The following is a 15001-nucleotide window of genomic DNA, read 5'->3' on the forward strand; positions in this document are numbered from 1 at the left end:
ACCTATCTTTTATTATTTGGCATCAAACCATGTTGGCCCGAAGGCATAATCCACTTTAAGGGGCACATTCAATCCAATGGCATTTTCCATTTCCTCAGGCACGATCACTTTAAGTATTTCAAGTTCCTCGGGAGGAGTTTCAAAAATCAATTCATCATGCACCTGAAGAAGCATCCTCGTTTTCAGCCCTTCTTTTTTCAGGCGCTTATTCATATTTATCATGGCAAGCTTGATGATATCCGCGGCACTCCCTTGAATTGGCGTGTTCATCGCTGTCCGTTCGGCAAAGCTCCTGATGTTAAAATTCCGGCTTGTAATCTCAGGTATATAGCGACGTCTTTGCATTAATGTCGTGCTGTATCCTTTTTGACGGGCTTCATGTATGCTGTCTTCCATATATTCCTGGACACCAGGAAAACTCCTTAAATACTTCTCGATGAACTCTCCAGCTTCTTTCCTCGTGATGCCAAGACTTTGCGATAGCCCATAGTCACTTATACCATAAACGATTCCAAAGTTGACCGCCTTAGCTTGGCGCCTCATGTTCGAAGTGACTTCTTCTGCGGATACATGGAATACATCCATCGCTGTTCTTGTATGAATGTCCATACCAGCCTGGAACGCTTCAACCAATCCGTCGTCATTGGCGATATGCGCCAGCACCCGCAACTCGATTTGCGAATAGTCAGCAGCAAAAATGATCCAATCCTTTTCGGAAGGAATGAAGGCCTGCCTGATTTTCCTGCCCTCTTCAAGTCTGATCGGGATATTTTGCAGATTCGGATCTGTTGAACTTAACCGACCGGTCTGGGTCAATGCTTGATTGAAACGGGTGTGCACCTTCTCCGTTTTGCCATTGACCACTTTGAGCAAGCCTTCAATATAGGTGGATTGCAACTTACCAAGCTGGCGGTACAGTAATATTTCCTTAACGATATCATGCTGGCTCTCCAGTTTTTCCAGTACATCAGCTGATGTGGAATATCCCGTTTTAGTTTTCTTCATGACCGGGAGCTCCAATTTTTCAAATAGGATGGCCCCAAGTTGTTTAGGTGAATTGATATTGAAAGCCTCTCCGGCCAAATCAAAAATTCTTCCTTCAATGGTTCTTAAACGGATGGCTAATTCCTGCCCCATGTTTTTCAGCCGGCCACTATCCACCTTTATGCCCTGCCATTCCATATTTGCAAGGATGATCGACAAAGGCAGCTCCAGATCCGTTAATAAATCATATTGCTCAAACTCATGAAGCTTATCAACCATCGGCTCTTTCAGAGAAAGAATCGCCTTCGCTTTTCTGGCGATATGATCCCTTAATTCTGCCTCCTCAGGTAACTTGCGTTTTGCTCCTTTCCCATAAAAAGCATCATCGGCTTCAAGTCGAATAGCACCTTGGGTTTTCGTGATTTCTGCCACTTCGTCCACTGATTCTGCCGGATCCAGGATATAGGATGCTAAAAACACATCAAAATCGATGCCTTTTATTTCTACTCCTCGGTGGCGGAGTGCCACAACCGTACGCTTCGCATCGAAAACCGTTTTCTTTTTTGTTTCATCTTCTGCCCAGGATTTAAATGCCTCGGAACTCAAAGCATTTTCTCCATGAAAGTAAAAATGACCATGTTCATTACTTATGGCAATTCCAATAATGTCTGCACGATGATAATTATCTTCTAAGATTTCAACGTATAGAGCACTTTCATCCGCAAACATTTCTGCTGTCATTTCAGCCGTGTGGACCTCTATCTCTTCCTGTTCAAGCGGTACACTTTCCGTAACATCCAATTTATCGAGCAAAGTAGAAAAGCCAAGCTCTTTATAGAATGAAATGACTCGATCCTGATCCATTCCACTGTACTCGGTCTCGCTTACAGAAACTTCAAGCGGGACTTCCCTCGTAATCGTAGCAAGCTCCTTGCTCAGCAGCGCCAGGTCTTTATGTTCTTCTATTTTCTCTTTCAATTTTTGTCCGCTTACTTCATCAATCGATTGCAGAAGATTTTCAACGGTTTCAAATTGATGCAATAATTTAAGAGCGGTCTTTTCACCAACACCCGGTATACCTGGTATATTGTCGGAGGCATCTCCCATCAGTCCTTTTAAATCGATGATCTGCAAAGGGGATAGCCCGTATTTTTCATGGATATGCTTTGGCGTATACTCCTCAATTTCAGTAATCCCCTTTTTCGTAATGGAAACCGTCGTATTGGGGGAGGATAATTGTGTTAAATCCTTATCACCGGATATGACTTTCACTTCAAAACCATCTTTTTCAGCTTGTAAAGACAGTGTACCGATAATATCATCGGCCTCGTAATTCTCCAGTTCATACCTTTTTATTTGAAAACAATCGAGCAGCTCCCGAATGAAAGGAAATTGCTCGGATAATTCAGGCGGCGTTTTTTGACGTCCTCCCTTGTATTCTTTAAATGACGCATGTCTGAATGTCGTTTTTCCAGCATCGAACGCAACCAGGATGTGCGAGGGTTTTTCTTCTTCAAGAATGCGGTTGAGCATCATGGTGAATCCGTATACGGAATTCGTATGTACCCCTTTATCATTATTCAAGAGCGGGAGTGCAAAAAACGCACGGTAAGCAATGCTATTTCCATCTATGAGTACTAACTTTTTATCCAAATCCGTCTTCCTCCAGTCATACAGGTTCAAGTATTTTAGCTTCTATTTATAAACGCAAAAAGCCGTTCATTTTCTTCCTCTATTCTACCATGAGTAGAAGCGGAAAGAAAAATGAACGGCAACGCGGTTATTTAGTGTTTCCCATTAACAAGCTCGCATAAGGGGAATCCGATGGCAGAACGATGACCGTTTGATCTCCAATCGTTTTTTTGTAGGATTCAAGAGTCCGGTATAGTTTATAGAATTCGGGATCTTTGGAAAAAGATCTATTATAGATTTTCGCTGCTTCCCCTTCCCCTTCGGCCCTGATCACTTCTGCATCTGCCTCTGCTGTCGAGAGCAATTCTTTCACTTTCCGATCAGTATCCGCAATGATCCGGTTTTTTTTCGCATCACCTTTTGATAGGTATTCTTGGGCTTTTGATTCACGCTCGGAAATCATCCTCTTGAAGACCGATGCTTCGTTTTCGGCTGGCAGGTCCGTACGTTTTATCCGGACATCCGTCAAGCTGATGCCATAACTGTCCTTTTGCAGCAGTTCGTTGACTTTTTCCGTTATGCGGTCGTTCAAACTTCCTCTTGATGACTTCTCATCATTGATGATTTCATCATAATTCAATTGGCCCAACTCTGAACGGACTGCTGAATAAATGAACTCTTCCATTTTCGTTTCCGCATTACCGAGCGTCCTTGCATTTGTAATCAACTTCTTCGGATCTTCTATTCTCCATACTGCATAATTATCTATCAGCATCCGCTTTTTATCTTTCGTATTGATTTCCGCCTCAGATACATCAGAACTCATTTGATACTTCGGCAGGGTCATGACGGTTTGAATGAAAGGCACCTTCGCCTTTAATCCAGGGGTCTTATCGATTCTTACAACCTCACCGAATTGACGGACGACTTTATATTCTCCCTCTTTGACGATATAGACATTGGTGAAAATGATTAGCAGCAGCACAATCAAAATAATGATGAAAATGCCACTTTTAACATAGCCTCTCCAGTGAAAGTCGCCTTTCTTCAACTCATTGAAATCTATTATTTTTCCGTTCATTGTTTAACGCCCCCTTCCCCTGTCGCTTTTTCTTCGGATGCATTCTCCTTTTTCGTTTCTGCTTTTTCGGCATTATCTTCATCAGGGACAGGCGCTTTTTTCGTTTCCTCTTTTTCTAGTGAACGAAGCGGCAAGTACTTCATTGTATTTCCATCATCATTCATGATATAAATCTCGGCATTGGGCAATACTCCTTCAAGGGTCTCGATAACAAGACGGTCCTTCGTAATCCCTTTATTGCCTTTATACTCACTGAATATTTTTTCAAAGACCGCTACATCCCCACGGGCTGCTTCCGTACGGGCAGCTTTATCCCCGTTGGCCTGAGAAATGATGGCGTCTTTTTCCCCTTCCGCTTCATTCATCCGTTTATTTTCATATTTATCCGCTTCGTTGATTTTCGTATTGGCCGTTTCACGGGCATCCGTTACATTCGTGAATGCTTTCCGCACTTCTTCATTCGGTAATTCCACGTCCTGGAGTTTAACCGCAGATATGGAAATACCGACATCATATTTCTCCATTAGCTGCGACAATAATTCCCGTACATCCGCTTCTATTTGTGCTTTACCGGAAGTAAGTGCATCATCGATTTTGGTGCTGCCGATAATACTCCGTAAAGCGGCTGAAGTCGTATCATATAATATCTTCTCTGGATCATCTGCATTGTATAGATATTTTGGAGGATCCGTGATTTTCCACTGAACCACTAGGTCGGCTAGCACAATATTTTCATCACCCGTAATCATTTTGGTCTCACTCGGGTAATCCTTCACCTCTCCATCCTCTTCCTTATAGCCAAATTTCAGACTGAATGTTTCTTTCGATAGCTTCTCAACAGATTGAATCGGCCAAGGCAGTTTAAAGTGAAGTCCTGGTTCTGTAATCGTCTGCTCCACCTTACCAAATGTCATTATGACAGCTTGGTCGGATTCATCAACCGTATACCAGGTCGATATCGCAACCACACCCAAAATTAAAATAAGAAAGACTAGTCCTGTGATCGTATATATTCTTTTTAAGCTAACGATATGTATCACCCCTTCTTTGCTTGTTATATCTTATTTACGCAAGGAAGGGCCTAAAGTTTCATGGAAATCAAATATTTTCCTAAAAAAATAGGAAAGAGGAATGATTCCCAGAGGTATAGATAAAATTCCAAAATTAAAAGACAGAGACTTAGTGTCTCTGTCATTGTTTAACTCCTTGGATGAGGGGTTGTACAATCATTGTACCCCTGCATTATGAAGACTGTTTTAAGAAATTGTAAAGGAAATGTAAATTCACGGTCATGCTACATTTTTCCCTTTAAACTTTTATTTAGCGTGACTGTAAAAGTCGTCCCGGTGCCTGGTGTGCTTTCCACTTTGATTTTACCTTTATGGACTTCTATTATATGCTTGACGATCGCCAGACCAATGCCAGTTCCACCCGAATCACGGCTCCTTGCCTTATCGATCCTGTAAAACCGTTCAAAGATCCTCGGCAGTTCTTTTTCTTCGATGCCGATCCCGCTATCTTGGACGGCAATATCCACGGTCTGTTCATTTTCCATGACATTCACGGTGACCCTTCCGCCATTTGGTGTATAGGTCATTGCGTTCGTTATCAAATTAATGAAAACTTGTTTGATCCTGTCCGAATCCCCTTCAATAAATACCGGATTTTTTGTTGCTTTAATTTCAAGGGAGACTTCTTTATTCTTCATCTTCCCTATAAGCATCTCTTGTATTTCTCCAAGGACTCTCGAAATATCCACGACGCCTGCTTTCAAAACGAACTCCTGCTGCTCCATTTTTGATAAATTCAGAAGCTCCTGAATGAGTTCTTGCAGCCGATCACTTTCTTTCAAGATGATCGATAAAAAGTGCTTCAAGGTCTCTTCGTCTTTTAAAGCCCCATCTAACAATGTTTCTGAAAAGCCTTTGATAGACGTAATCGGGGTTCTCAACTCATGGGAAACATTGGCAACGAAATCCTTACGCATTTGCTCGAGCTTTTTCAATTCGGTGATATCATGGAATATGAGCAGGATCCCCTTCCATTCATCATGATTTCCGATAATCGGTGCCCCGTAAATCTCAAAATGCTTCCGTTCTATAGCAAGTGATATCTTCACTTGACGTTTTATCGTTTTTTCCGTTCGAAAAATCTCTTCGATGATGGAAATCACTTCCTGATCTTTAATGACCGAGTAATATTCTTGAAACAAAAACGTACTGGCGTTTACATGGAATATTTTTTTGAATTCCCGGTTGATCAAGGTTGTATACCCTTTACTGTCTATTAACAAGACACCACTTCCGATATTTTCAACAAGTGCTTCCAGACGATCCTGATTCATTTCTCTCGCCATCTCTGTTTCTTGTAAATTCCTCGCCAAAATGTTCAAAGAAGTTGTCAGCATTCCCGTTTCATCGGAATTCCGCTCATATGTCCGCGTTCCATAATTCCCTTTTGCCAGTTCAATGGCTGCCATCGTCGCTTCCTCGATAGGCCGGGTATAATATGAAGTGATTTTACTCGCAAGCATGAGAATGATGATCAAGGCAACCCCTAAACAAATGATCAATATTTGCCACATTTGCTTATTCACTTGATTGAGGGCCTCAATTTCGTTGCTATGAACGACAAATCCTTCTATCTCTCCGTCCTTTTCAACCGTCTTCCAATAATAATGGTGGTCCGATTCCCCTTCAACCACTTCATACCCTTCTCCACGCTTAAGCCCTTTTTCCAAAGTTATTTTACGAAGGACCTTTGCATGGTTTTTAAGTATTTCATTAGATGATGTAGAATCATATAATATCTCCCCACTCGTGGAAAGAATGGTTAAGTTTGAATCTAAAAGGGGTGTCAGTTTTGCCGTTTTCCCTTCCTCCAAAAAGGATACGATTCCACCATGTTCTTGTATATATGTAGAAATGAAAAATGTTTCGTTCTGTATACGTTCATTGAATGTTTTTATATAATAGCTTTTGAACAAATGTCCTAATAAAAAGCCCACGGCCATCAGGACGACCATCACCAGCATGATGAGGGTGTATAAGAGCTTTTTACGATAGGTCGTCATTCTTTTTTAGGCTCCTCAAGCTTATAACCCAATCCCCTGATCGTTTTGATGTAAAGAGGTTTTTTTGTATCCTTCTCTATTTTTTCACGAAGATGGCTAATATGCACATCGACAATTCGCGAATCTCCCGCGAAATCATAATTCCATACTGAACTTAGCAGTTGGTCCCTAGTTAATACTCTTCCTTTATTCTTAGCCAAATGTAAAAGTAATTCAAATTCCTTTGGAGTCAATTCTAATTGCTGTTCCTCAAAGAATGCTTCGTATCGATCCGGGAATACTTTCAAGTCCCCTAATTTCAAGAGACCATCTTCCTGATCATGACTCGTCTCACTGCCATTGGATTGTAACTGAGATCTTCTTAATATGGCCTTGATCCGGGCTGTTACCTCCCGCGGACTAAATGGTTTGGTTAAATAATCATCCGCCCCCAGTTCTAGCCCCAGCACTTTGTCAAATTCATCATCCTTAGCTGTCAGCATCAAGATCGGTATATTGATCTTTTGCTGGCGAAGTTGTTTACATACTTCAAGACCATCCATTTTAGGCAACATCAAATCCAATACGACTAAATCCGGGCGTATATCCACAGCAGCCTGCAGCCCTTGTTCTCCATCCAAGGCCGTGATTACCGAATAGCCTGCTTGTTCTAAATTGTACTGAAGTAAGGTAACTATTGATTGTTCATCATCCACTACGAGAATTTTCTTTGACATTAGATCCTCCTGAATTGCGTATTACCCCATAGACTATTTTTTTAGTCTACTCATCCAATTCCATTATAAAGAATATTATAGGAAAATTACACATAAAAAAAACACATTGAATGTATTCCTATAGTCAGCAGGTGCTTATAAGTACGAATTGTCCCAGCCGCCTTTAAAATCGGATAAAAAAAACTGCCCGAAGATGGTAGAAGGCCTTAGCCTCCCTTCCATTATTCCGGGCAGTTTTCAAGAGCACTTATTGAAGAACTTGCATTACTGCTTTAACTGATTCAACTGATTTAGAAAGTGCTTCTTCTTCAGCTTCAGTCAATTCTAGTTCGATGATTTGTTCAATACCGTTTGCTCCTAGTACAGTTGGCACTCCAAGGTAGATTCCTTCGAATCCGTATTCGCCTTCAAGATAAGCGATGGATGGAAGAACCCGACGTTGGTCTTTAAGGATCGCTTCTGCCATTTCCACTAGAGCTGCAGCAGGTGCATAATATGCGCTTCCGTTTCCAAGAAGATTTACGATTTCTCCGCCGCCAGTACGAGTACGGGCCACGATTGCTTCTAAACGATCTTTTGGGATCAATGTTTCCAAAGGAATCCCGCCTGCATATGAGTAACGTACTAGAGGAACCATATCGTCGCCGTGTCCGCCAAGTACGAAACCTGTTACATCTTTAACTGACAAGTTTAATTCTTGAGCTACGAATGTACGGAAACGAGCTGTATCTAGAACACCTGATTGTCCAATTACGCGTTCCTTTGGGAAACCTGATTCTTTATAAACAGTATAAGTCATTGCATCAACTGGGTTAGTCAATACGATGATTGTTGTATTTGGAGAAAATTTAACCACTTCTTTAGTTACGGATTTCATAACTTTTTGGTTGGTTTGAACTAAGTCGTCACGGCTCATACCAGGTTTACGAGCAATACCAGCAGTGATGATTACCACGTCAGAATCAGCTGTATCGGCATAGTCGGATGTACCGATGATGTTAGCGTCAAAACCTTGAACCGGACCCGCTTCCGCCATATCAAGCGCTTTACCTTTAGTAGGGTTTTCAGCTTGTGGAATATCTACTAAAACGATATCACCAAGTTCTTTTTGAGCTGCTAGAAATGCTGCTGTAGCACCAGTGAACCCGGCACCAACTACTGTTATTTTTTTACGATTAGACATGTTATTTCCTCCTCAAATTAAGTAAATGATTTTGGAATTATTTTAACGTCTTCATTCATAAATAGATAAGAAGCCCCCTGGAAAAGAAGCCCGATCAGGCACTTTTCCAGAAAGCAACATAAGCAATTATTTAAGGTTTTTGATCAGCTCGTCAGCGAACTCAGAACATTTAACTTCTGTTGCGCCATCCATCAGGCGGGCAAAGTCGTATGTAACAACTTTAGAAGCGATTGTTTGTTCAACTGATTTTGTGATGCTGTCTGCAGCTTCGTTCCAGCCAAGGTGTTCAAGTAAAAGCACACCTGAAAGAAGGACTGAAGATGGATTAACTTTATCAAGACCAGCGTATTTAGGAGCCGTTCCGTGTGTAGCTTCGAAGATAGCATGTCCAGTTTCGTAGTTGATGTTTGCTCCTGGAGCGATACCAATTCCGCCAACTTGTGCAGCTAATGCATCAGAAATGTAATCTCCGTTCAAGTTCATTGTTGCAACAACATCAAACTCTTTAGGACGAGTCAGGATTTGTTGTAAGAAGATATCAGCAATGGAATCTTTAACGATGATTTTGCCTTCAGCTTCAGCAGCTGATTGTGCTTTGTTAGCAGCTTCAGTGCCTTCAGCATCTTTAATTTTGTCATATTGGTTCCAAGTGAACACTTTATCGGCAAATTCTTGTTCTGCAACTTCATAACCCCAAGTTTTGAACGCGCCTTCCGTGAATTTCATGATGTTACCTTTATGAACAAGCGTTAATGATTTACGGCCTTCTTTGATCGCATAGTTAAGTGCAGAGCGAACAAGACGTTTCGTTCCCTCTTCAGAGATCGGTTTGATCCCGATACCAGAAGTTTCTGGGAAACGGATGTTTGTAACACCGAATTCATTTTGTAGGAAGTCGATTAATTTCTTCGCTTGGTCAGAACCTTTTGCATATTCGATACCAGCATAGATATCTTCAGTGTTTTCACGGAAGATGACCATGTCAGTGTCTTCAGGACGTTTAACCGGTGAAGGTACACCTTCAAAGTAACGTACTGGACGAAGACATACGAATAAGTCCAATACTTGACGCAATGCAACGTTCAATGAACGGATACCGCCGCCGATTGGAGTTGTAAGAGGTCCTTTAATAGCGATTAGATATTCGTTAATGACATCAAGAGTTTCTTGTGGAAGCCATTCGCCCGTTTGGTCAAATGCTTTTTGTCCAGCTAAAACTTCTTTCCATTCGATTTTCTTTTCGCCATTGTAAGCTTTTTCAACTGCTGCGTCTAAAACGCGAGAAGCTGCAACCCAGATATCAGGACCGATTCCGTCTCCCTCAATATAAGGAACGATTGGGTTGTTTGGTACGTTAAGAGCACCGTTAGTAACTGTGATTTTTTGGCTTTGTGTCATGTCTCTTACCTCCGATTCAAATTCAAAGGTTAGCTGGTCTGCCATTAGGTGAGGCAGAACCACTAACCCTTTTTACTCACATCTATTAATTTACTACAAATTCGATGAAATATAAAAATAAATTTTGAAAAACTTTTAATTAACGTTTTTCGATTGGTACGTATTTCTGCATACCTGGTCCAACATACTCAGCACGCGGACGGATCAGACGGTTGTTTGAATATTGCTCAAGGATATGAGCGATCCAGCCTGAAGCACGGCTTACAGCAAAGATTGGTGTAAACAGGTCATGCTCGATACCTAAACTGTGGTATACGGAAGCAGAATAGAAATCAACGTTTGGCGGAAGATTTTTTTGACCAGTTACGATTTCATGGATTTTAATGGACATATCATAATATTGAGGCTGTCCAGTAAGCTCAGTCAATTTTTGAGACATTTCTTTAAGGTGTTTAGCACGCGGATCACCTTTACGGTATACACGGTGGCCAAAGCCCATGATTTTTTCTTTATTGGCTAATTTTTCGTTGATATAAGGCTCAACATTTTCCACTGAACCAATATCTGTAAGCATTTTCATGACTTGTTCGTTAGCTCCGCCGTGAAGTGGACCTTTTAAAGCGCCGATGGCAGAAGTCACGCCAGAATAGATATCAGATAATGTAGCCACACAAACGCGTGCAGTGAATGTAGAAGCGTTCAATTCATGGTCAGCATGTAGAACTAATGCTTTGTTGAATGCTTCCTCTTCGATTGCAGTTGGTTCATTACCGCTTAACATATATAAGAAGTTAGCAGCAAAGCTTAAATCTGTACGTGGTGCAATCGCTTCTTTACCTTGACGGGTACGAGCGAAAGTTGTTACCAATGTAGGAATTTTTGCTTGGATGCGGATTGCTTTACGATAGTTAGCATCTTCACTCATTACATCTGCTTCTTCATCATATAGACCAAGAAGAGAAACTGCTGTACGAAGAGCTCCCATTGGATGTACTTTGTCGATCGGGTATGTTTTGAAATGATTAACTACTTCAGCTGGAATTTCAGCATTTTCAGCAAGTTGTTTAGTTAATTCTGCTAATTGGCTTTTGTTTGGAAGTGCTCCATGCCATAAAAGATAGATTACTTCCTCGAATGTTGCGTTTACAGCCAAATCATCGATGTCATAACCCACATATGTTAATGTGTCATCGATAATGGAGCTAACTGATGAAGTTGTTGCTACCACACCTTCAAGACCTTTTGTTGCTGTCATACTAAATCTCTCCTTTTCCTAAGTATTCCCCTATGCCCTTGCTCATTGCGTATAAATATAGCGCTTCCAAGAAATTAGCTATTGTAAACAACCATCTATTTTTTAGCCGAAGACATACATCTTGTATTGGAAGCGTTCACAGAATAGGACCCCACCAATAGTAAAATGTACGATAATCTTTAATACGAATTCTAAAAATTAATGCTTGTAGCCATTCCTAGTGAGCGCTTGCTCAATAACTACATCTTCTTTAAGATTCCTCAAAAATATCGATGATATTCAGGAATCCATTTTTAATAAGTCAGAGCAGTTACATGATTATTATAAACAATAAACACTTTTTTGGGAATGAAAAGCACTTAAAATGTGAAAAAATTATTATTTTATTAGAAAAACTAGCCACATATTCTCTTGCTTTTTTTTGGGGGTTTCAAAACGTTTTTTTGAAAATTTGTCACAAAGCAGAATAAACGAAACATTAAATAGAAAATTTACATTTTCAATACTGACGAACGCTTCTATCCTTTGCGACTTCCTTCATTTAAAAAAATTGAAGATCTGCATGCATAAATAAGCAATTCCTGCCCCAATTAATGGACCAACTGCCACACCCTTGAATAAGGCAACCGCAAGAATCGTCCCAAATACAAGAGCCGTAGTGATGTGCGGATCATGTGATAGGAGCGTAATGCCATTTTTTGCTATGAGTGCAACCGCTATTCCGGATGCAAGAGCAATCCAGGCATAAGGAGATTTAATGGCATCTCCGAGTTCCTTGAAACCAATCGCCCCATTTGCTATCGGTATGAGTACGGAAATCGTAATGATCGTCACGCCCAGGTTGATTCCTTTCGCTTCAAGATAAGGAAAAACCTTAGCGTCAAGACCAATTAGTTTCATGATTAAAAGAAAACCTGCAGCCATGATCAGCGACGTATTTTTCCCAAACCAACCGATTGCTGCAAGTAAAATTAAAAATACGACAGGACCGTTTATCATTTTCTCCCTTCGCCTTCTTTCCTCTTTTTTGTTATTTTAGCATAATAAATCCCCCTCTATCCTGAGAGAAAATCTATTTATTCCCCAATTCATTTACGGAAAAAAGTCAAGCCGTATGACGAAAGATTCTTTCCTTTCTTTTCCATCATCGTTACAATTATAATACAATCTTTATGATAGAAGGAGGATTTGTCTTGAATCCAGTTTATATGTATCGTTTCATTCGTTCTTTACTGGTAATCGGAGGGATCATTTTAGGGGCAATTGCCTTGTTTTATCTATCAAAATATACATATCCATTCATCATTGCGATGATAATCGCTTTCTTGATGAACCCTCTTGTCACTTTTTTTGAAAAGAAAGGAAGGTTACCGAGGGGGTTGGCTGTATTCGTTTCCCTTTTACTCATTTTCCTTTTATTTGCGGGGCTTATCACCTTACTGGTTACGGAGATCATTTCAGGTACCAATTACCTCGCCGGAGTCATACCCGAACATATCGAAACGATCGTGGATTATATAGAATCATATATCGCGACAACCATCATCCCTTTATATAATCAAATCGCTGCCATGTTCAATAATCTGGATACCGGACAGCAGGACACCGTTCTCAAGAATATCCAAAATATCGGTGAATCCATCACTACCGGAGTAAGCGGCTTCATACAAGCGTTCTTGAAGAATATTCCCACAATCATTGGATGGTTTCCAACTACAGCAACGGCGCTTCTTTTTACCCTGCTGGGCACTTTCTTCATAAGCAAAGATTGGGATACCTTTGGCCGAATGACCGGAAAGGTGTTGCCTGATAAGATTTTTTCGGGGGCCAAGCGTTTATTCAGGGATTTAAAACGGGCTTTATTCGGATTTATCCGGGCACAATTCACCCTTGTTTCATTGACGACTGTTACGATATTGATCGGCTTTCTCATTTTAGGTGTGAACTATTCAATTACCATTGCACTGATATGCGGCCTGGTCGATATCATTCCCTATTTAGGGACGGGCACGATTTTCATTCCATGGATCATATTTGAATTCATCGCTGGAAATACAAGTCTCGCAATCGGTTTGTCCGTGCTTTACATAATCGTTGTTGTCCAGCGTCAGTTAATAGAGCCAAAAGTTCTTTCCTCCAGTATCGGTTTGGATCCGCTTGCCACTCTCATCGCCTTGTTCATCGGCTTCAAATTGATTGGTTTCCTAGGGCTGATTGCAGGACCTGTCGTACTTGTCATATTCAATACACTTCAGCGAGCACATGTCTTCAAGGCCATTTGGTCCTTCATCATCGGTCAGGATACAAAGAAAACCACATAAAAGAATCCAGCTGCCTTTCTACACTAAATAGCATTCCCCCGATCACATGAAAATCCGCCTCAGTTTCGAGGCGGATTTTCATGGTTTCATGCTTATTTTGAAGTCTGGAATTGTTCTGTTTCAGTAGAACCTGCAAGTGCTGTTGTGGACGATGTCCCACCAGCAACGACTTGTGCCACTTCATCAAAATAACCAGTTCCCACTTCGCGTTGATGGCGTGTTGCCGTATAACCATCAGATTCACTTGCGAACTCTGCTTGTTGTAGTTCTGAGTAGGCAGCCATTCCGCGGTCTTTATAACCAAGAGCAAGATTGAACATGCTATGGTTCAAAGAGTGGAACCCTGCAAGTGTAACGAATTGGAATTTGTAACCTAATTTACCCAATTCAACTTGGTAGCCGGCAATTTCTTCATCACTTAATTTCGCTTTCCAGTTAAATGATGGTGAACAATTGTAAGCAAGCAGTTTACCCGGGAACTCTGCATGGATCGCTTCCGCAAAGCGGCGAGCATCAGCTAGGTTAGGTTCGGAAGTCTCACACCAGATAAGGTCAGCGTAAGGTGCATATGCAAGGCCGCGCGCAATCGCTTGGTCAAGACCTGCATTGGTACGGTAGAATCCTTCTGGAGTCCTATCACCAGTGATGAATGGTGCATCAACCGGATCGATATCATCCGTGATCAAATCTGCAGCATCAGCATCCGTACGAGCAATTAAGATGGTCGGTGTACCCATTACGTCCGCTGCCAATCGGGCGGAAACTAAATTACGTACTGCCGTTTGGGTTGGCAAAAGAACTTTACCGCCTAAGTGTCCACATTTTTTCTCGGATGAAAGTTGGTCTTCAAAGTGAACGCCGGCCGCTCCTGCTTCGATCATGCCTTTCATTAATTCGAAGACGTTGAGGGAGCCACCAAAACCAGCTTCAGCATCCGCCACGATTGGAGCAAACCAATCGATATCATCTTTTCCTTCAGCAAAGCTTATTTGGTCTGCACGTTGAAGTGTCTGATTAATGCGTTTAACCACTTGCGGCACGGAGTTGGCCGGATATAAACTTTGGTCAGGGTACATTTGTCCTGCGATGTTAGCATCAGCCGCAACTTGCCAGCCGCTTAGGTAGATTGCTTTTAAACCGGCTTTCACTTGTTGCATGGCCTGGTTACCAGTCAATGCTCCTAATGCGTTGATGAAATCCTCTGTATTTAATAGATTCCATAGTTTTTCAGAACCACGGCGTGCCAATGTATGCTCGATATCGATGGAACCTCTTAATTTAATAACTTCTTCAGCCGTATAAGGACGTTTAACGCCAGTCCACCGTGAATCATTTTCCCAGCTTTGTTGTAATTGTTG

11 protein-coding genes are annotated in these 15001 nt (G+C 41.4%); 1 reads left to right on the plus strand and 10 read right to left on the minus strand.

Annotated elements, in window-relative coordinates; translation table 11 throughout:
• Positions 1-12: 12 nt before the first annotated feature.
• From polA to ACFWE9_RS07990, 9 genes are all read right to left on the minus strand, one after another.
• Positions 13-2637 carry a DNA polymerase I gene (gene polA / locus ACFWE9_RS07950; RefSeq protein WP_377356345.1) on the minus strand — a complete coding sequence of 875 codons (2625 nt, stop codon included), beginning with the start codon at positions 2635-2637 and terminating at the stop codon, positions 13-15.
• 127 nt (positions 2638-2764) lie between these two features.
• Positions 2765-3697, minus strand: a complete 933-nt coding sequence (gene hflC / locus ACFWE9_RS07955) for a protease modulator HflC (RefSeq protein ID WP_230154740.1) — start codon at positions 3695-3697, stop codon at positions 2765-2767.
• A complete protein-coding gene (gene hflK, locus ACFWE9_RS07960; protein ID WP_230155348.1) occupies positions 3694-4728 on the minus strand; it encodes an FtsH protease activity modulator HflK in 1035 nt (344 codons plus the stop codon). The genes hflC and hflK overlap by 4 nt, the downstream gene beginning before the upstream one ends.
• A gap of 263 nt (positions 4729-4991) precedes the next feature.
• The gene (gene pnpS, locus ACFWE9_RS07965) at positions 4992-6770 is read right to left on the minus strand and encodes a two-component system histidine kinase PnpS (protein ID WP_230154738.1); all 1779 of its coding nucleotides are present in this window, start codon (positions 6768-6770) and stop codon (positions 4992-4994) included.
• Positions 6767-7486: a response regulator transcription factor gene (locus ACFWE9_RS07970; protein WP_230154736.1), complete on the minus strand. Its 720-nt coding sequence runs from the start codon at positions 7484-7486 to the stop codon at positions 6767-6769. Before ACFWE9_RS07970 ends, pnpS begins: the two co-directional genes overlap by 4 nt.
• 247 nt (positions 7487-7733) lie before the next feature.
• Complete coding sequence (gene mdh / locus ACFWE9_RS07975) at positions 7734-8669, minus strand: malate dehydrogenase (protein ID WP_377356348.1); 936 nt, start codon at positions 8667-8669, stop codon at positions 7734-7736.
• A 126-nt stretch (positions 8670-8795) separates the two neighbouring features.
• Positions 8796-10112, minus strand: coding sequence for an NADP-dependent isocitrate dehydrogenase (gene icd / locus ACFWE9_RS07980; protein WP_290370500.1), 1317 nt, complete (start codon positions 10110-10112; stop codon positions 8796-8798).
• Positions 10113-10206: 94 nt separating this feature from the next.
• The gene (gene citZ / locus ACFWE9_RS07985) at positions 10207-11322 is read right to left on the minus strand and encodes a citrate synthase (protein WP_144526561.1); all 1116 of its coding nucleotides are present in this window, start codon (positions 11320-11322) and stop codon (positions 10207-10209) included.
• A gap of 537 nt (positions 11323-11859) precedes the next feature.
• Entirely contained in the window at positions 11860-12321 is a 462-nt protein-coding gene (locus ACFWE9_RS07990) for a DUF441 domain-containing protein (protein ID WP_101222907.1), read from the minus strand.
• Positions 12322-12515: 194 nt separating this feature from the next.
• Here ACFWE9_RS07990 and ytvI point away from each other — a divergent pair, with 194 nt between their 5' ends.
• Positions 12516-13643: a sporulation integral membrane protein YtvI gene (gene ytvI, locus ACFWE9_RS07995; protein ID WP_230154730.1), complete on the plus strand. Its 1128-nt coding sequence runs from the start codon at positions 12516-12518 to the stop codon at positions 13641-13643.
• 92 nt (positions 13644-13735) lie between these two features.
• Here the strand turns inward: ytvI and aceA are convergent.
• A partial coding sequence (gene aceA, locus ACFWE9_RS08000) for an isocitrate lyase (protein ID WP_377356351.1) occupies positions 13736-15001 on the minus strand: 1266 nt, incomplete at its 5' end.

This window comes from Peribacillus sp. NPDC060253, from assembly GCF_042727425.1.
In the GTDB taxonomy this organism is placed as follows: Bacteria; Bacillota; Bacilli; order Bacillales; family DSM-1321; genus Peribacillus.

What these genes read in the sequence shown, in the direction of transcription:
- citZ (WP_144526561.1), bottom strand. Translation starts at nt 11,322, where the DNA reads ATGACAGCAACAAAAGGTCTTGAAGGTGTGGTAGCAACAACTTCATCA.
- pnpS (WP_230154738.1), bottom strand. Translation starts at nt 6,770, where the DNA reads ATGACGACCTATCGTAAAAAGCTCTTATACACCCTCATCATGCTGGTG.
- ACFWE9_RS07990 (WP_101222907.1), bottom strand. Translation starts at nt 12,321, where the DNA reads ATGATAAACGGTCCTGTCGTATTTTTAATTTTACTTGCAGCAATCGGT.
- hflC (WP_230154740.1), bottom strand. Translation starts at nt 3,697, where the DNA reads ATGAACGGAAAAATAATAGATTTCAATGAGTTGAAGAAAGGCGACTTT.
- mdh (WP_377356348.1), bottom strand. Translation starts at nt 8,669, where the DNA reads ATGTCTAATCGTAAAAAAATAACAGTAGTTGGTGCCGGGTTCACTGGT.
- ACFWE9_RS07970 (WP_230154736.1), bottom strand. Translation starts at nt 7,486, where the DNA reads ATGTCAAAGAAAATTCTCGTAGTGGATGATGAACAATCAATAGTTACC.
- icd (WP_290370500.1), bottom strand. Translation starts at nt 10,112, where the DNA reads ATGGCAGACCAGCTAACCTTTGAATTTGAATCGGAGGTAAGAGACATG.